Consider the following 17,113-nt stretch of genomic DNA (forward strand, 5'->3'; position numbering starts at 1 on the left):
TTGTTGTGACATGCGGATAAAAAAGGCCCCTGTTCGGGGCCTTTTTTATGGGTGTCTGTTTTTGCGGGCTTTCCATTTATGGCTGACCCACCAGCGCCAATAGAGCATGGTCAGGCAATAGGCCAATGCGCCGAGCACCACGCCGCAGACCACCGAGCCCAGCAAGAATGGCTGCCACACAGTAGAGAGCTGGCCGCTGATCCATTCCCAGGTCAGTTCGTCGGGCAGGGTGCGCGCCGGCACGTTCATCAGCCAGGCGCCCAGCTGGTAGGTGCAATAAAACACCGGGGGCATGGTGATGGGGTTGGTCAGCCATACCAGGCCCACGGAGATCGGCATATTGCTGCGAACCCTTATTGCCAGAAAGGCCGCCAGAAGCATCTGGAACGGCATGGGTATAAAGGCCGCGAAAATGCCCACCGCCATTGCCCGGGCCACGGAGTGACGGTTGAGGTGCCAGAGGTTGGGATCATGGAGCAAGGTGCCCAAAAATCGTAAGGACTTGTGTTCCCTGATCAGGGCCGGATCTGGCATGAAACGTTTGATCAAACGCCGTGGCATGGGCCTCTCCCTAGGTCAAGGGGGCAGTATGCCCAAATTCGACAGGATGCCTATTTAGACTTTGTGACAATTTCTTAAGCGCGGCCCCGGGATTCCAGCTAATCCGAGTCAAAGGGATAAGTTGAGTATAGGCATGTACACAGGGATGTTTGCGCTGGCAGCGGGCCTGATCACGCTGCGGTTTTTACCTGGTTTACCGTCTGCCGGGTGGTTGCTGCTGATGGTGACGGCAGGGGTGTTGCTATTGGCCTGCAGGGGCTGGCCGGTGGGGCTTTATGTGCTTGGGCTGTGCTGGGCCTGCTTTCAGGGGCAAAGGGCACTGGATAACCGTCTGGCTGACTCATTCGACGGGCGTACGCTCTGGGTCGAAGGGCGTGTGATCGGCTTGCCGCAGCAGTCTGGAACATCCGTCCGCTTTGAATTGCAGGGGGCAAAGTCGCGCCACGGTGCTTTGCCCGCGACTATCAGGCTGAGCTGGTATGGCGGCCCTGCGGTGAACAGCGGCGAGCGCTGGCGGCTGGCGGTCAAACTCAAGAAACCCAAAGGCTTGCTCAATCCTCAGGGGTTTGATTTTGAGGCCTGGTTACTGGCGCAGCGCATCGGTGCGACCGGTACGGTCAAGCAGGGGCATTTACAGGAGGCTGCCAGTCACGCCTGGCGTGACGGCTTGCGTCAGCGTCTGCTGCGCATTGATGCCCAGGGCCGGGCTTCGTGGTTGGCGGCGCTGGTACTGGGTGATGGATCGGGTCTGAGTCGCGATGACTGGACGTTGTTGCAAGCGACCGGCACGGTGCATCTGCTGGTGATCTCGGGCCAGCATATTGGCCTGTTTGCCGGCTTGATCTATGGATTTATCGCCTTGCTGGCGCGTTATGGGCTGTGGCCACGTCGTTTGCCGTGGTTACCCTGGGCTTGTGCCCTGGCGTTTATTGGCGCCACAGGTTACGGCGTGCTGGCGGGCTTTGAAGTGCCGGTGCAGCGCGCGTGCATGATGCTCGGACTGGTGCTGGCATGGCGTTTGTGGTTTCGGCAACTGGGCGTGTGGCTGCCTTTTTTGCTGGCGCTCAATGCCGTGCTGATCGTCGAGCCGCTGGCGAGTTTGCGGGCTGGGTTCTGGTTGTCATTCAGCGCCGTGGCGGTGCTTCTCTTTACCTTCAGTGGCCGCTTGGGGGCGTGGGGGTGGCAGGCCATGTGGTTGCGCCCTCACGGCCTGATCGCCCTGGGCTTGTTCCCGATGCTGTGGATACTCGATCTGCCCATCAGCCTGACCGGGCCGCTGGCCAACCTGATAGCCGTCCCCTGGATCAGCCTGGCAGTGCTGCCAACAGCTTTGCTGGGGACCTTGCTGTTGCCTGTGCCCTGGCTGGGGGAAAACCTGCTGTGGCTGTCAGGTGGTCTGATCGATGGGTTGGTCCAGGGCTTGAGCCTGCTGGCCGATGTTTTTACGCCGTGGTTGCCCGTATCCGTGCCGATTTACATTTGGCTGTTGAGTGCGGCCGGAGTGCTGATCCTGTTGTTGCCTGCGGGGATGGTCTTGCGGCCGCTGGGTTGGCCGCTGGTGCTGCTGGCGCTGTTTGCGCCCCGTGAACAGATCCCCCGCGGTCAGGTCGAGGTGCTGCAGCTGGATGTTGGTCAGGGTCTGGCGATTGCCTTGCGTACCCGCAATCACACTCTGTTGTACGACGCAGGCCCCAAGTCAGGGAGTCTGGATCAGGGCGAGCGGGTAGTGGTGCCGGTTTTGCGTTCAATGGGGGTGGCCGAACTGGATTTGATGCTGCTCAGTCACGCCGATTCGGATCATGCCGGTGGGGCGCTGGCGGTGCAGCGGGGCGTCAGCGTGAAACGGGTGATTGGCGGCGATGTGCCGGGGCTGGCGGAGCCGTTGCGGGCGCAACCCTGTGTCAGTGGGGAAACTTGGGAATGGGATGGTGTGAGTTTTTCACTCTGGCAGTGGGCGGGGGCCAGCGACAGTAATCAAAAGTCCTGCGTGTTGCAGGTGCAGGCCGGTGATGAGCGGTTGCTGCTGACCGGGGATATCGATGCCAGGGCCGAGCGTGCCTTGCTGCAAAGCCCGCTGGGCGTGCCTACCCGCTGGTTGCAGGCTCCTCATCACGGCAGCAAGACCTCGTCGTCGATGGTGTTTCTCAAGGCCCTGGCGCCTGAAATCGTGCTGATATCACGGGGGCATGGCAATAGCTTCGGTCATCCCCATCCACAGGTGATGGCCCGGTATCTGGCGCTGGGGGTGCAGGTACTGGACAGCGCCGAGCAGGGTGCGGTGAAGTTTCGCCTGGGGGCGTCGGGCAAGGCTGAAAGCATGCGCGACCAACGCCGGTTCTGGCGCGATTGACGCTGCCCCTGTGGTAGAGTGGCACACTTTTTCGAGGGGATTGTCACTGTGTGGGAACTGGTCAAATCCGGCGGCTGGATGATGTTGCCGATCATTCTGAGCTCTGTTGCCGCGCTGGGCATTATTGTCGAGCGTCTGTGGACCCTGCGTGCCAGTCGCGTGACCCCGGAGCATCTGCTCGGTCAGGTCTGGGTCTGGATCAAAGACAAGCAAATGGACAAGGAAAAACTCAAGCAATTGCGTGCCGATTCGCCTCTGGGTGAGATTCTTGCCGCGGGCCTGGCCAACTCCCGTCATGGTCGCGAAATCATGAAAGAGTGCATTGAAGAGGCCGCCGCGCGCGTCATTCATGAGCTTGAGCGCTACCTCAATACCCTGGGCACCATTGCCGCAATGGCACCCTTGCTGGGGCTGCTGGGTACGGTGCTGGGCATGATCGATATTTTCAGCTCGTTCATGGGCTCGGGAATGACCTCCAATGCTGCGGTGCTGGCGGGTGGTATTTCCAAGGCGCTGATCACCACGGCCGCAGGCCTGATGGTGGGTATCCCGGCCGTATTCTTCCATCGTTTCCTGCAGCGTCGTGTTGACGACCTGGTGGTTGGCATGGAGCAGGAGGCAATCAAGCTGGTTGAAGTGGTTCAGGGCGACCGTGAAGTCGATATGGTCGGGAGTAAAGCGTGAAATTTCGCCGCAAGCCACGGGAAACAGTTGATATCAACCTCGCGTCATTGATTGACGTGGTGTTTATCCTGTTGCTGTTTTTTGTCGTGACCACCACCTTCACCCGCGAAACCCAGTTGCGCGTCGATCTGCCGGAGGCTGTCAGCGGTTCACCCAGCGATGAGCAGAATGGCAAGCAACTGGATATCGCCATCAGCGCAGACGGGGTTTTCTCGGTGAATAACCAGTTGTTGCCCAAGAATGATCTGGCCAGCCTGATGGAGGCCCTGCAGAAAGAGTCCGGTGGCGATACCCGTTTGCCGCTGTCGATCAGCGCCGATGGCAAAACGCAACATCAGGCGGTCATCACCGCGATGGACGCGGCCGGCAAGCTCGGCTTTAGCCATTTGCGCATGACCACGGTTGAGGCGCAGACGACTCCCTGATGGCCATGTCCGATCGTTTACTGCGTGCCTGGTATGCCGGGCATCCGCTGCTGATCCTGTTGCGACCACTCGAATGCCTCTACCGACGGGTGGTTGAGCGCAAGCGGGCACGTTTTGTCGCCGGTGAGGGCGAGATCTATCGCCCGCCGGTGCCGTTGATCGTGGTGGGGAACATCACGGTCGGCGGCACCGGCAAAACGCCATTAATCCTGTGGCTGATAGAGCACTGTCAGCGCAAGGGGCTGCGCGTTGGCGTGGTCAGTCGCGGCTATGGCGCGACCCCGCCGCAACTGCCGTGGCGTGTACGCGCCGAGCAAAGTGCTGTGCAGGCGGGGGATGAACCTTTGCTGATCGTGCAGCGCACCGGTGTGCCCCTGATGATCGATCCCGACCGCAGTCGGGCGATCAAGGCGCTACTGGCCAGCGAGCCGCTGGACCTGATCCTGTCGGATGACGGGTTGCAGCACTACCGTATGGCGCGGGATCTGGAGCTGGTGTTGATCGACAATGCCAGAGGCCTGGGTAATGGCCGTTGCCTGCCTACCGGGCCGCTGCGCGAACCGGTCGAGCGCCTGCAGAGCGTTGACGCGGTGCTCTATAACGGCGCTGCCAGCGACCCGCAGGGCGGTTTTGCCTTTGCGTTGCAACCCACCGCACTGGTGAATCTGGTGAGTGGGGAGCGCAAGGCGCTGGACTTTTTTCCTGCGCAGCAGGCTCTGCATGCGGTCGCCGGTATCGGCAACCCGCAGCGTTTCTTCACCACCCTTGAAACGCTACACTGGCGGCCAATTGCTCATGCGTTTGCTGATCACGCGCCTTATAGCGCCGAAATATTGAATTTCTCGCCATCATTACCCGTGGTCATGACCGAAAAGGACGCGGTGAAGTGCCGTGACTTCGCGTCATCCGACTGGTGGTATCTGGCTGTTGATGCAGTGCCTTCCGAGGCCTTTGTGTTGTGGTTTGACCAACAATTGCTGCGTCTTTTACCTGATCGTCTTTTACCCTAACTCATCTCAAGGGGAACATTTATGGACACCAAGCTGCTCGATATCCTCGCCTGCCCTGTTTGCAAAGGCCCGCTCAAGCTCAGCGCCGACAAGACCGAGCTGATCAGCAAGGGCGCAGGCCTGGCTTACCCGATCCGTGATGGCATTCCGGTAATGCTCGAAACCGAAGCCCGCACCCTCACTGCCGAAGAGCGTCTGGATAAATGATCCCGGTTTTTACCGTCGTTATCCCGTCGCGCTATGCCTCGACCCGTTTACCGGGCAAGCCGCTGCAAATGATCGCCGGCAAGCCGATGGTCCAGCATGTCTGGGAGCAGGCCTGTAAAAGCAGCGCGCAACGTGTGGTCGTTGCCACTGACGATATGCGTATTGTCGAGGCCTGCAAGGCGTTCGGCGCCGAGGTGCTGCTGACCCGTGCCGACCATGAATCCGGCACTGATCGCCTGGCCGAAGTGGCTACGCAACTGGGTCTGGCCAGCGATGCCATTGTGGTTAACGTGCAGGGCGATGAGCCGATGATCCCGCCACAGGTGATCGATCAGGTTGCGCTCAACCTGGCGGCCCATGGCGAGGCGAGCATGGCGACCCTGGCCGAGCCTATTGATGATGTCGAGACGCTGTTCAATCCCAATGTGGTCAAGGTGGTCAGTGATATCAACGGGCTGGCGCTGACCTTCAGCCGGGCCACGTTGCCCTGGGCGCGGGATGACTTTGCACTGCACCCGGACGCACTGCCAGCAGGCGTGCCTTACCGTCGACATATCGGCATCTACGCCTATCGAGCGGGCTTCCTGCATGACTTCGTCAGCTGGGGGCCTTGCTGGCTCGAAAACACCGAGCGCCTCGAGCAACTGCGGGCGCTGTGGCATGGTGTGCGTATTCACGTGGCCGATGTGCTTGAAGCTCCGCCTGCCGGGGTAGATACCGTGGAAGATCTTGAGCGCGTTCGGCGTTTGCTGGAGTCATGAGTTTGGACATGCAGGTCAATGCGTCGCTCAAGCCCTTCAATAGCTTTGGTGTTGATGTGAAGGCCAACCTGTTTGCCCAGGCGCACAACGATGATGATGTGCGCCAGGCCTTGCTGTGTGCGGCTGAGCACAAGTTGCCGTTGCTGGTGATTGGCGGCGGCAGCAACCTGCTGTTGACCGGCGATGTGCCAGCGCTGGTTTTGCGCATGGCCAGTCGCGGTATCCGCTTGCTGGAAGATGATGGCGAGCGGGTAGTGGTGGAGGCTGAAGCGGGGGAGGTCTGGCATGCCTTCGTGCTGTGGACCCTTGAGCAGGGCTTGTCGGGCCTGGAAAACCTCAGCCTGATCCCTGGCACCGTGGGTGCCGCGCCGATGCAGAATATCGGCGCCTATGGGGTCGAGATCAAGGATGTATTCGCAGGCCTTACAGCGCTCGACCGACAAACCGGCGAGTTGCGTGAGTTCAGTCTGGCCGAATGCAACTTTGCCTATCGTGACAGTCTGTTCAAGCAGCAGGCCGGGCGCTGGTTGATTTTGCGTGTGCGCTTTGCCCTGAGCAGGGCCATGCATCTGCATCTGGAGTACGGCCCTGTGCGTCAGCGCCTGGCCGAGCAGGGCATTGAGCAGCCGACGGCCTGTGATGTAAGTCGGGCTATCTGCAGTATCCGCAGCGAAAAACTGCCTGACCCTGCGGTGTTGGGCAATGCCGGCAGCTTCTTCAAGAATCCGCTGGTATCGGCAAGCCTGGCGGCGGAATTGAAATTGGCCCACCCCGGCCTGATTGGTTACCCACAAGCCGATGGCCAGGTAAAGCTGGCGGCGGGCTGGTTGATCGAAACTGCAGGCTGGAAGGGCTTTCGTGAGGCGGATGCCGGAGTGCATCGCCTGCAGTCGTTGGTGCTGGTCAACTATGGGTCGGCTACCGGTTTGCAGTTGCTGGCCCTTGCGCAGCGTATTCAGGCAGATATCGAGCAGCGCTTTGCGGTGCAGCTGGAGATGGAGCCCAACCTGTATTAGCGGTCTGGACTATCAATGAAGCACATACCGGCAGGGGCGCTGGCGTTGGCACTGGTGACGTTGACCGGTTGTGTCACTGCTCCGCCCAAAGATCAAAACAACCTGTGCAGTATCTATAGGCAATATCCGGCCTGGTACAAAGACTCGGTAGCGATGCAGGAGCGCTGGGGCACGCCTGTGCATGTTGCGATGGCAATCATGAAGCAGGAAAGCAGCTTCGTTGCCGATGCGCTTCCGCCTCGTGCTTACCTTTTGTGGGTCATCCCGTGGGGCAGGGTCAGCCCGTCCTACGGCTATGCACAGGCTCAGCCTCCGGCATGGCGTGACTTTGAAAACAGCATGGGCAGTTCCGGGTCGCGCGACAATTTCGCTGACGCCATCATGTTTATCGGTTGGTACACCGCGGGTACCCAGCGGCAATTGGGGATCTCCAAGTGGGATACCTATAACCAGTACCTGGCGTATCACGAGGGCAGGGGGGGTTACAGTCGCAATACCTATCGCGCCAAACCCTGGTTGATGCAGGTGGCGCGTAAAGTCGAGCAGCAGTCCAAAACCTATGGTGCACAGCTTGGCCAATGTCGCGGTGAGCTGGATAAAGGTCGTCGCTCGTTCTGGCCTTTTTGATTTACCTCACAGGCATAAAAAAAGCCCCGCCAGTTCAGAACTGGCGGGGCTTTTTAATGGCCTTTGGAATTAGGCGAGGGGTTTATCCTCGTGTGCCTTTTCCTGGGCTACGCCTTCATGCGCAGTTGCCTGAGCGGCCGCTGCAGCAGCTGCCTCTTCACGCTTGCGACGACGTACTTCACGCGGGTCGTTAGGTGCGCGACCGTTGCTTGGGGCGCTGACAACCGGAGCTGCTGCAACCACTACCTCAACCACTTCAGTTGTCACAACAGTCTCAACGGGGGCCGGCTCTACGGCTACTATCGTTTCGACCGCGGCTTCAACGGTTACCACTTCAGGTGCGGCAACAGGCTCTGCTACGGCTTCAGTAACGGCAGGCTCTGCTACTGGCGCGCGCACAACGCGGGCTTCGCGGGCATGCGGTGCTTTTTCGATAACCGGAGTTTCGACCGCTGGTGCTTCCACCACGGCTTCAACCACTGGCTCTGGAGTCGCTGCAACCGGCTGGGCAACGGCCTGGACTTCAGGCTGTGCTTCTTGAGCTGGTGCAACTTCAACTTCAGGCGCCTTGACGGCTTCGATCGGCGTCACTGCTTCTACTGTTGGCGCTTCTACTACCGGTGCTTCTACTACTGGAGTTTCAACAACAGGCGTTTCAGTGGTCGGTGCCTGGGCAGCGACTGCTTCTACTTTGGTTGCTGCTTCGCCAGCGGTTTCAACAGCTGGGGCCTGGGCCGCAGGTGTTTCGACAGCCACAATTTCCTTGTCAGCTTCAACGACGGCCACGGTTTCAGTCGGGGCCGATTCCTGGGCCACTTCTGTTGCGCGTTCTGCCTGCTGGTGCGCCTGGGCTTCAGCAGGAGCGCTGACGACCTGGCTGGCAACGGTTTCAGTCACGGCCACGACGGCTGCTTCAGAGGTGGTTGCAGGAGCGTTCTGGCTGTTGCCTTCTTCGCTGTTCTCTTCCGAGCCTTCAATCACGTTGCCGTTGGCGTCACGCTGACGCTCGCGGCGGTTGCTGCGACGACGCTGGCCACGGGAGCGACGACGTGGACGATCGCCTTCGGCGTTGTCCTGGGTCTCGTCCTGGGACTGCTCTTCACCGTTCAGCACTTCTTCGTCTTCAGCGGCAGCTACAACCTGCTCTTCGCGTGGCGCACGTTCTTCGCGAGGTGCGCGCGGCTGGCGCTCTTCACGCGGCTGACGGGCTGGGCGCTCTTCAGCTACAGCAGTGGTAGCGGCCACAGCGGCTACGGCTGGTGCTGCATCCAGAGGCTCGCGCAGTTCACGTACGCGCTCTTCGCGTTCGCCACGCGGCTTGCGGTCTTCACGTGGTGCACGCGGCGCACGTTCTTCGCGCGGTGGACGCGGTGCGCGCTCTTCGCGAGGGGCTTGAGCCACAACCGGAGTTTCTTCGCGAGCGCTGCGCTCTTCGCGTGGTTCGCGAGCGGCACGCTCTTCACGTGGAGCACGCTCTTCGCGCGGTTTACGTTCTTCGTCACGACGACCGTTGCGGTTACGGCTCTGCTGGCGACCGTTGCGACGTTCTTCGTTGCGTGCAGGGCGCTCAGGGGTTGCCGGCTTCTCGACTACGGTCGGTGCTGCAGGCTCTTCCTTGGAGGCAAACAGGCTTACCAGCGACTTGACCAGGCCCTTGAACAGGCTTGGCTCAGCGATGGTGGCCGCCGGTGCAGGAGCAGGTGCGGCAGCAGCAGCGGCTTCGGTCGGAACCGGTGCCGAGGTGCGTGGCGGTGCTGTTTTAACGGCGGCTTCCTGGCGAACCAGGGTGCGGGTGGCAGCAGCCGGTTGAACTTCTTCCACTTCAGCGGCAGCGGCAGCGATTTCATAGCTGGACTGGTTGGTGTGGGCTTCCGGGCTGTCATCACGCAGGCGCTGAACTTCGAAGTGCGGCGTTTCGAGGTGGTCGTTCGGCAGAATGACGATGCGGGCACGGGTACGCAGTTCGATCTTGGTGATCGAGTTGCGTTTTTCGTTGAGCAGGAACGCTGCAACCGGGATTGGCACCTGGGCGCGGACTTCGGCAGTGCGGTCCTTCAGGGCTTCTTCTTCGATCAGGCGCAGGATCGCCAGCGACAGCGATTCAACATCACGGATGATGCCGGTGCCGTTGCAGCGCGGGCAAACGATGCCGCTGCTTTCGCCCAGGGATGGGCGCAGACGCTGACGGGACATTTCCAGCAGGCCGAAGCGCGAGATACGACCCACTTGTACGCGGGCGCGGTCGGCTTCCAGGCATTCGCGGACTTTTTCTTCCACTGCGCGCTGGTTTTTGGCCGGGGTCATGTCGATGAAGTCGATGACGATCAGGCCGCCGATGTCGCGCAGGCGCAACTGACGGGCGATTTCTTCCGCCGCTTCAAGGTTGGTTTGCAGTGCGGTTTCTTCGATATCGCTGCCTTTGGTGGCGCGGGCCGAGTTGATGTCGATGGACACCAGGGCTTCGGTCGGGTCGATAACGATGGAACCGCCGGAAGGCAGTTCAACGACGCGCTGGAAAGCGGTCTCGATCTGGCTTTCGATCTGGAAACGATTGAACAGCGGAACGCTGTCTTCGTAGAGTTTGATTTTGCTGGCGTACTGCGGCATCACCTGGCGGATAAAGGTCAGGGCTTCGTCCTGGGCTTCAACGCTGTCGATCAGCACTTCGCCGATGTCCTGGCGCAGGTAGTCGCGGATGGCGCGGATGATCACGTTGCTTTCCTGGTAGATCAGGAAGGGTGCGGCGCGATCCAGCGAGGCTTCTTTGATGGCGGTCCACAGTTGCAGCAGGTAATCGAGGTCCCACTGCATTTCTTCACTGCTGCGGCCAAGGCCGGCAGTGCGAACGATCAGGCCCATGTCGGCAGGAGCGATCAGGCCGTTCAGCGCTTCACGCAGTTCGTTGCGCTCTTCACCTTCGATGCGGCGGGAGATACCGCCTGCACGCGGGTTGTTCGGCATCAGGACCAGGTAGCGGCCGGCGAGGCTGATAAACGTGGTCAGGGCTGCGCCCTTGTTGCCGCGTTCTTCTTTTTCGACCTGCACGATAACTTCCTGGCCTTCGCTCAGGACGTCCTTGATGTTGACGCGGCCTTCAGGGGCTTTCTTGAAGTACTCGCGGGAGATTTCTTTGAGGGGCAGGAAGCCGTGGCGCTCGGAGCCGAAATCGACAAAGGCAGCCTCAAGGCTTGGTTCGATGCGAGTAATACGGCCTTTATAGATGTTGGCTTTCTTCTGCTCGCGAGCACCCGACTCGATGTCCAGGTCGTAGAGGCGTTGGCCATCTACCAGTGCAACGCGCAACTCTTCAGGTTGAGTTGCGTTAATCAGCATTCTTTTCATGTTGTACCGTCGGTTTCCGGGCTACCGGAAACGGCGTTCGGCACACACGACTTCTCATGGTCGGTGTCAGGTGCGTCAGGAGTTGTTGGCCACTCCTGTGTACAGCGAGGTTCGACCCTTGGGGGCGAAGTCGCGACTTACGCTTCCTGCTTGCTGTGGTGCTAATGCACCTCTTAAGCAAAAGTCTGGTCAGGAGGAGGAATCAACCGGCGGCTGTGGACGAGATGAAGCGTCTTGATAAAGCCTATTGCTACACAGTCCGGCGGTTGTGCATCTCCACCCTACACGTATCCCTGATAATTCGGGTGCTGCCGCGCGCAGAATCCGCAGCGGGTTGGCATTTACCGTGTTCTCCAAAGGGGAGTTCACGCATCATGGCTAATAAAGGCGTTGTTTCCGAAGCATTCGCTCGAAATTCCCGAGGCTGACTGCACTTTGTGAACTGGCCGTGAATATCGGCGTAAAAGGCGAGTTTGCACTCTGCTTTCCAGGCTCGCTTCAGGCCTCATGTCACCTGCGCTTGTTACAACTCCAGGTCTTGCGTATCCAGCAAAAGCCCCGTAGGACGGCCTCGCGTCCTGATCAAGAGCGTTGGTCAGGGCCGGTTGTTCACCGTTAATCCTCTGTCCAGGCCGCTTTTGGCGGCGTTCGCGACTATAGCAGCAATGATTAAGTGCTTCAATTCCATAAAAAATTGTTATCATTCACGGCATGACGACGACTACCCCCCCGACCCCCAGCGTCCAGCTGCTTGAGGTCTCGCCGGAATATGCCGGCCAACGCATCGACAACTTCCTTCTTGCTCGGCTCAAGGGTGTTCCCAAGACCTTGATTTACCGCATTTTGCGTAAAGGCGAAGTGCGTGTGAACAAGGGCCGGATCAAGCCCGAGTACAAGCTGCAGGCCGGCGATATCGTGCGCGTGCCGCCGGTTCGCGTGCCTGAGCGCGACGAGCCGGTGCCTGTGGCCCAGGGTTTGTTGCTGCGCCTTGAAGCGGCCATTGTCTATGAAGACAAGGCCCTGATTATATTGAACAAGCCAGCAGGCATCGCCGTGCACGGCGGCAGCGGCCTGACCTTTGGCGTGATTGAAGCCTTTCGTCAGATGCGCCCAGACGTCAAGGAGCTGGAGCTGGTGCATCGCCTGGACCGTGACACGTCCGGCCTGCTGATGATCGCCAAAAAGCGCAGCATGTTGCGTCATTTGCACGAGGCCCTGCGCGGCGACGGTATCGACAAGCGTTATATGGCTCTGGTGCGTGGCAACTGGGCGGCGTCCATCAAGCAGGTGCGTGCGCCGCTGATGAAGAGCAACTTGCGTTCGGGTGAGCGCATGGTTGAAGTCAACGAAGACGAAGGCAAAGAGTCGGTCACTGTGTTCAAGGTGCTGCGCCGCTTTGGTGATTTTGCAACCATGGTCGAGGCGCGACCGATTACCGGGCGTACTCACCAGATCCGTGTGCATACCCTGCATGCCGGGCATTGCATTGCCGGCGACAGCAAGTACGGTGATGAGGGGTTCTCCAAGGAAATCCGCGACCTGGGCGGCAAGCGCCTGTTTCTGCATGCCTACATGCTGACCGTGCCGATGCCCGATGGGACTGAAATGAAATTCCAGGCCCCGGTCGATGAAATGTGGGCCAAAACCGTGGAGCGTCTGAGTGCCCCTTACTGAGTACAAGCTGCTCATTTTTGACTGGGATGGCACGCTGGCTGATTCCATTGGTCGGATTGTCACGGCGATGCAGGGTGCGGCGCAACGTGCGGGGCGTCCGGTACGTGATGCGCAGGCGGTCAAGGGGATTATCGGTCTGGGGTTGCCTGAGGCGATCCTGACCCTTTACCCCGACATGCCCCCGGAGCAGGTGATTGCCTTCCGCCAGCACTATGCCGATATTTATATCGCCATGGATGCCGAGCCTTCGCCGTTGTTTGCGGGAGTCCGGGAATCGCTGGAAGCATTCCGTGCCCAGGGCTATCGTCTGGCGGTGGCCACGGGCAAGGCCCGTCGTGGCCTTGATCGTGTGCTCAAGGCCCACGGCTGGGAGGATTTCTTCGATATCACCCGTGCTGCAGACGAGACCGCCAGCAAGCCTGATCCGTTGATGCTCAATCAGATCCTGGCTCATTGCGATGTGTGTCCGCAGCAGGCGTTGATGGTGGGTGATGCGTCCTTTGATTTGCTGATGGCGCGCAATGCGGGTATCGACTCGGTTGCGGTAGGCTATGGTGCTCAATCGATGGAGCGCTTGCTGACGTTCGAGCCCCGGTTGGCAATTGACAGTTTTCCCGAGTTGCGTGCCTGGCTTGATCGCCAGGCTAATTAAGATCTTTGCTGGGGTAGTGCATGGTCGATCAATGGAAGGCGCCCTCTGCGGCTGAAAACACTGTCGGTGGTGACAAAAGCTGGCAGTTGCTGGAAAAAACCCTGTTGGCGGGCATTCAGGAGCAGCGCCGCTCGCGGCGCTGGGGCATTTTCTTCAAGGTGTTGATGTTCTGCTACCTGATTGCGGTGTTGTTGCTGTTTACCCCGTTGGTGAGTATGGAGCGCAGCGCTGTCGGCGGTTCCAGCTACACCGCGCTGATCGATGTGCGTGGTCCGATTGCCGATAAGGAGCCGGCCAGTGCCGACAATCTGGTCACCAGCCTGCAGGCTGCGTTTGACGATCCGCGGGTCAAGGGGGTGGTGCTGCGCATCAACAGCCCGGGCGGCAGTCCTGTGCAGTCGGGTTATGTCTACGATGAAATCCGTCGCCTGCGTGGGCTGCATCCCGATACCAAGGTGTATGCGGTGATTTCCGATCTGGGGGCATCCGGGGCTTATTACATTGCCAGTGCTGCTGATGAGATCTACGCCGACAAGGCCAGTCTCGTCGGGTCGATTGGCGTGACGGCGGCAGGCTTCGGTTTCGTCGGTGCGATGGACAAGCTGGGTATTCAGCGTCGTGCTTACACGTCGGGCGACCACAAGGCGTTCCTGGATCCGTTTGAGCCGGAAAAGCCGGATGAGACCAAGTTCTGGCAGGGTGTGTTGAATGTGACGCACCAGCAGTTCATTGACAGCGTCAAGCAGGGGCGTGGCGATCGCCTGAAAGACAAGGAGCACCCGGAGCTGTTCTCGGGCCTGGTCTGGACGGGGCAGCAGGCGCTGCCGCTGGGGTTGATTGACGGGCTGGGCAATACCAGTTCGGTTGCCCGTGACGTGATCGGCGCCAAGGAACTGGTGGACTTCACGGTGCAGGAATCGGCTTTCGACCGCTTCTCGAAAAAGCTCGGTGCCAGCGTGGCTGAGCAATTGGCCATGTGGATGGGCTTTCAGGGGCCGACGCTGCGCTGATTGTTGAGTGCTTCAAACAAGCCGGCCTGAAAGAGGGCCGGTTTTTTTATGGCTGGCAAAAAGTTTAGAGGCTCTATGTCGCGTAGCAGCTGCCGAAGGAGCGAGGCTGCGTTCGGCGGCGAAGCCGTCGTGAAATCAGCTGGCGCGGTGCGTCGTCGAATTGCGATCATCGGGTTTACGACGGCTTCGCCGCCGAACGCTGTCTTCGTTCCTCGGCAGCTGCAGGAACACTGCAACTGTGGGAGCGAGCCTGCTCGCGAAGGTCGTTCGCGAGCAGGCTCGCTCCCACAATAGGGCTTGACCTGCAACAGAGTATCTACAGAGTGTCCGGCTTATTCATGGCAGGTGTACGCCCTCGGCAAGCAGCATGTCCACCAGTCGGATCAGTGGCAGGCCGACCAGGCTGGTGGCGTCATCGCCTTCGGTGCGCTGAAACAGGCTCACGCCAAGCCCTTCGGCTTTAAAGCTGCCTGCGCAGTCGTAGGGCTGCTCGGCGCGCAGATAGCGTTCGATCTGCTCTGCGCTCAGGCTGCGAATATGTACGGTAAACGGCACGCAGTCGGTCTGATAATGGCCGGTCTGGCTGTTGAGCAGAGTCAGGCCGGTCAGGAAGCTGACGCTGGCACCGCTTGCCGTGGTCAATTGCTGGTGCGCTTTTTCGTGAGTGTGGGGTTTGCCGATGATCCGTCCGTCGAGTACGGCAACCTGGTCCGAGCCGATAATCAGATGATTCGGATGGCTGGCGGCCAGTGCGCGGGCTTTTTCCAGTGACAGGCGCTTGACCAGTTCGATGGCGGTCTCGCCTTGATGATGGCCTTCGTCGATATCCGGCGAGCTGCACGTGAAGGGCAGACGCAGGCGAGACAATAAATCGCGGCGATAAACCGAGCTTGAAGCGAGTAATAAAGGTAGCATGCGCGACTCCTGTAGGCAGTTGACGATTCTAATGCTCGTACGCAATGTCGCACAGACACAATTTCCTTTGACACGTGAAGGGGTCCTCCCTAGAATGCTGCGCCTATGTTGAATGACCCGATTCCACCTCACGTTGACCCGCGCAAATTGGCTGATCGTGGCACTACCCTTCAAGGTGAAGTGTTGCTGGCTGATTTGGAGAGACTCTGCGATCCGCTTTCCGACGATGTCGGTACGGTCCAGGCTAAATTTGTTTTTGAGCGCGACGAACGTAGATCTGTGGTAATACACAGCTCCATCGACGTCGAGGTCAAGATGGTTTGCCAGCGTTGTCTTGAGCTGGTCACCCTGCCGATCCACAGCGAATGCAGTTACGCCGTGGTGAAAGAGGGTGCGAATACCCAGTCGTTACCGAAAGGTTATGACGTGCTGGAACTGGGCGAAGATCCATTGGATCTGCATGCACTGATCGAGGAGGAGCTTTTGCTCGCCTTGCCCATTGTGCCTGCTCATCATCCGGAAGAATGCCAGCAGCCGGCGGGTCTCGATGAGCCCGAACCAGGCGAGGACGAGGTAACGCGGTCCAACCCGTTCAGTGTATTGGCGCAGTTAAAGCGTGACCCAAACGTTTAGGAGTTAATCAATTATGGCTGTTCAGCAGAACAAAAAATCCCGCTCTGCCCGTGACATGCGTCGTTCGCACGATGCTCTTTCGGCTAGCACTCTGTCTGTAGAAAAAACCACCGGTGAAATTCACCTGCGTCACCACGTATCGCCAGAAGGCGTATACCGTGGTCGTAAAGTGATCGACAAGGGCGCTGACGAGTAATCACTTGTCCGCTCAGGTCATCGCGATCGACGCAATGGGCGGGGACTTCGGTCCCCGCAGCATTGTTCAGGCCTGTATTGCCTGCCTGTCTGCTACTCCCTCGCTGCATCTGACCCTCGTTGGTCAACCTTCCCTACTTGAATCCCTGATCGCTGGCCATTCGGCTGTGGATCGCTCGCGCCTGTCGATTGTCCCGGCTTCAGAAGTCATTGCCATGAATGAGCGGCCTTCCCATGCCCTGCGCAGCAAGCCGGACTCGTCCATGCGCGTTGCTCTGGAGTTGCTCCGTGATGGCAAGGTGCAAGCTTGTGTCAGTTCCGGTAACACGGGGGCGCTGATGGCCTTGTCCCGGCATGTGCTCAAGACCTTGCCGGGCATCGACCGTCCAGCGATGGTGGCGGCAGTTCCGACCCAGACCGGCTACTGTCAGTTGCTGGATCTGGGGGCGAATGTCGATTGCACGGCCAGTCAGTTGTTCCAGTTTGCGGTGATGGGCTCGGTGGCGGCGCAGGCGCTTGGTGTGCCTCGTCCGCGGGTCGCCTTGCTCAATATCGGTACCGAGGACGTCAAGGGCAATCAGCAGGTCAAGGAGGCGGCGGCATTGTTGCAGGCGGCGCCGGGGTTGCACTACATCGGTTTTGTCGAAGGCGACGGGGTGTATCGGGGCGAAGCTGATGTGGTGGTGTGTGACGGGTTTGTCGGCAACATCATGCTCAAGTCCAGCGAAGGCCTGGCAACGATGATTTCGAGCCGGCTTGAGGCGGTGTTCAGGCGCAACCTGTTCAGTCGCTTCGTGGGCGTGCTGGCATTGCCGTTGATGCGGCGCTTGCAGGCGGATCTGGCGCCGGCGCGGCATAATGGTGCGAGCTTTCTCGGCTTGCAGGGCATTGTGGTCAAGAGTCACGGTTCGGCAGGTGCTCAGGGCTTTCAAAGTGCAATTGAACGTGCGCTGATTGAAATCCATGAAGACCTGCCAAAGCGTTTGTATGGGCGCCTTGAAGGGTTGTTGCCGTAGGCGTTTTAGCGGTCGGGCGCTTAAATGTGACCGCC

Annotated in this window: 17 protein-coding genes; 14 read left to right on the forward strand and 3 right to left on the reverse strand. The window is 59.6% G+C overall.

Annotated elements, in window-relative coordinates; genetic code table 11:
* Nucleotides 1-45 precede the first annotated feature (45 nt).
* Nucleotides 46-561 carry a DUF2062 domain-containing protein gene (locus PPTH39_RS10705; protein ID WP_095003143.1) on the reverse strand — a complete coding sequence of 172 codons (516 nt, stop codon included), beginning with the start codon at nucleotides 559-561 and terminating at the stop codon, nucleotides 46-48.
* A 133-nt stretch (nucleotides 562-694) separates the two neighbouring features.
* On the opposite strand from PPTH39_RS10705, the gene PPTH39_RS10710 reads away from it, so the two are divergent.
* Genes PPTH39_RS10710 through PPTH39_RS10745 form a run of 8 tightly spaced genes read left to right on the forward strand, consistent with a single transcriptional unit; the run spans nucleotide 695 to nucleotide 7,641 of the window.
* Nucleotides 695-2,911 (forward strand): DNA internalization-related competence protein ComEC/Rec2, encoded by a 2,217-nt coding sequence (locus PPTH39_RS10710; protein ID WP_176465218.1) that lies wholly within the window; start codon nucleotides 695-697, stop codon nucleotides 2,909-2,911.
* A gap of 48 nt (nucleotides 2,912-2,959) precedes the next feature.
* On the forward strand, nucleotides 2,960-3,595 hold the full coding sequence (locus tag PPTH39_RS10715; RefSeq protein ID WP_095003171.1) for a MotA/TolQ/ExbB proton channel family protein: 636 nt from the start codon (nucleotides 2,960-2,962) through the stop codon (nucleotides 3,593-3,595).
* Complete coding sequence (locus PPTH39_RS10720; protein ID WP_095003145.1) at nucleotides 3,592-4,020, forward strand: ExbD/TolR family protein; 429 nt, start codon at nucleotides 3,592-3,594, stop codon at nucleotides 4,018-4,020. Before PPTH39_RS10715 ends, PPTH39_RS10720 begins: the two co-directional genes overlap by 4 nt.
* A complete protein-coding gene (gene lpxK, locus PPTH39_RS10725; RefSeq protein ID WP_130871951.1) occupies nucleotides 4,020-5,030 on the forward strand; it encodes a tetraacyldisaccharide 4'-kinase in 1,011 nt (336 codons plus the stop codon). The genes PPTH39_RS10720 and lpxK overlap by 1 nt, the downstream gene beginning before the upstream one ends.
* Nucleotides 5,031-5,051: 21 nt before the next feature.
* On the forward strand, nucleotides 5,052-5,237 hold the full coding sequence (locus PPTH39_RS10730) for a Trm112 family protein (protein ID WP_086796064.1): 186 nt from the start codon (nucleotides 5,052-5,054) through the stop codon (nucleotides 5,235-5,237).
* A complete protein-coding gene (kdsB, locus tag PPTH39_RS10735; protein ID WP_095019638.1) occupies nucleotides 5,234-5,998 on the forward strand; it encodes a 3-deoxy-manno-octulosonate cytidylyltransferase in 765 nt (254 codons plus the stop codon). The genes PPTH39_RS10730 and kdsB overlap by 4 nt, the downstream gene beginning before the upstream one ends.
* Nucleotides 5,995-7,014 carry a UDP-N-acetylmuramate dehydrogenase gene (gene murB, locus PPTH39_RS10740; protein WP_095032537.1) on the forward strand — a complete coding sequence of 340 codons (1,020 nt, stop codon included), beginning with the start codon at nucleotides 5,995-5,997 and terminating at the stop codon, nucleotides 7,012-7,014. Before kdsB ends, murB begins: the two co-directional genes overlap by 4 nt.
* A gap of 15 nt (nucleotides 7,015-7,029) precedes the next feature.
* Nucleotides 7,030-7,641, forward strand: a complete 612-nt coding sequence (locus tag PPTH39_RS10745) for a transglycosylase SLT domain-containing protein (RefSeq protein WP_198417405.1) — start codon at nucleotides 7,030-7,032, stop codon at nucleotides 7,639-7,641.
* A gap of 69 nt (nucleotides 7,642-7,710) precedes the next feature.
* Here the strand turns inward: PPTH39_RS10745 and rne are convergent, their stop codons facing one another.
* Nucleotides 7,711-10,974, reverse strand: a complete 3,264-nt coding sequence (gene rne, locus PPTH39_RS10750) for a ribonuclease E (RefSeq protein ID WP_130871952.1) — start codon at nucleotides 10,972-10,974, stop codon at nucleotides 7,711-7,713.
* Between the two features lie 720 nt (nucleotides 10,975-11,694).
* Here rne and rluC point away from each other — a divergent pair.
* From rluC to PPTH39_RS10770, 3 genes are read left to right on the forward strand one after another with little or no spacing between them, the layout of a single operon-like run.
* Nucleotides 11,695-12,657 carry a 23S rRNA pseudouridine(955/2504/2580) synthase RluC gene (rluC, locus tag PPTH39_RS10760; protein ID WP_095003150.1) on the forward strand — a complete coding sequence of 321 codons (963 nt, stop codon included), beginning with the start codon at nucleotides 11,695-11,697 and terminating at the stop codon, nucleotides 12,655-12,657.
* Nucleotides 12,644-13,309, forward strand: coding sequence for an HAD-IA family hydrolase (locus tag PPTH39_RS10765; RefSeq protein ID WP_095003151.1), 666 nt, complete (start codon nucleotides 12,644-12,646; stop codon nucleotides 13,307-13,309). The genes rluC and PPTH39_RS10765 overlap by 14 nt, the downstream gene beginning before the upstream one ends.
* A gap of 20 nt (nucleotides 13,310-13,329) precedes the next feature.
* Nucleotides 13,330-14,319, forward strand: a complete 990-nt coding sequence (locus PPTH39_RS10770) for a S49 family peptidase (RefSeq protein ID WP_095003152.1) — start codon at nucleotides 13,330-13,332, stop codon at nucleotides 14,317-14,319.
* 336 nt (nucleotides 14,320-14,655) lie between these two features.
* Here PPTH39_RS10770 and PPTH39_RS10775 read toward each other — a convergent pair whose 3' ends face one another.
* A complete protein-coding gene (locus tag PPTH39_RS10775) occupies nucleotides 14,656-15,234 on the reverse strand; it encodes a Maf family protein (protein WP_130871953.1) in 579 nt (192 codons plus the stop codon).
* Nucleotides 15,235-15,339: 105 nt separating this feature from the next.
* Here PPTH39_RS10775 and PPTH39_RS10780 point away from each other — a divergent pair, with 105 nt between their 5' ends.
* From PPTH39_RS10780 to plsX, 3 genes are read left to right on the forward strand one after another with little or no spacing between them, the layout of a single operon-like run.
* Nucleotides 15,340-15,867: a YceD family protein gene (locus PPTH39_RS10780; RefSeq protein WP_016779948.1), complete on the forward strand. Its 528-nt coding sequence runs from the start codon at nucleotides 15,340-15,342 to the stop codon at nucleotides 15,865-15,867.
* Nucleotides 15,868-15,880: 13 nt separating this feature from the next.
* Entirely contained in the window at nucleotides 15,881-16,063 is a 183-nt protein-coding gene (gene rpmF, locus PPTH39_RS10785) for a 50S ribosomal protein L32 (protein WP_003442519.1), read from the forward strand.
* Between the two features lie 4 nt (nucleotides 16,064-16,067).
* Nucleotides 16,068-17,078 (forward strand): phosphate acyltransferase PlsX, encoded by a 1,011-nt coding sequence (gene plsX / locus PPTH39_RS10790; RefSeq protein ID WP_095003155.1) that lies wholly within the window; start codon nucleotides 16,068-16,070, stop codon nucleotides 17,076-17,078.
* The last annotated feature ends 35 nt before the right edge of the window (nucleotides 17,079-17,113 follow it).

The sequence above is a fragment of the Pseudomonas bubulae genome (genome assembly GCF_900618535.1).
Classification (GTDB): Bacteria; Pseudomonadota; Gammaproteobacteria; order Pseudomonadales; family Pseudomonadaceae; genus Aquipseudomonas; species Aquipseudomonas bubulae.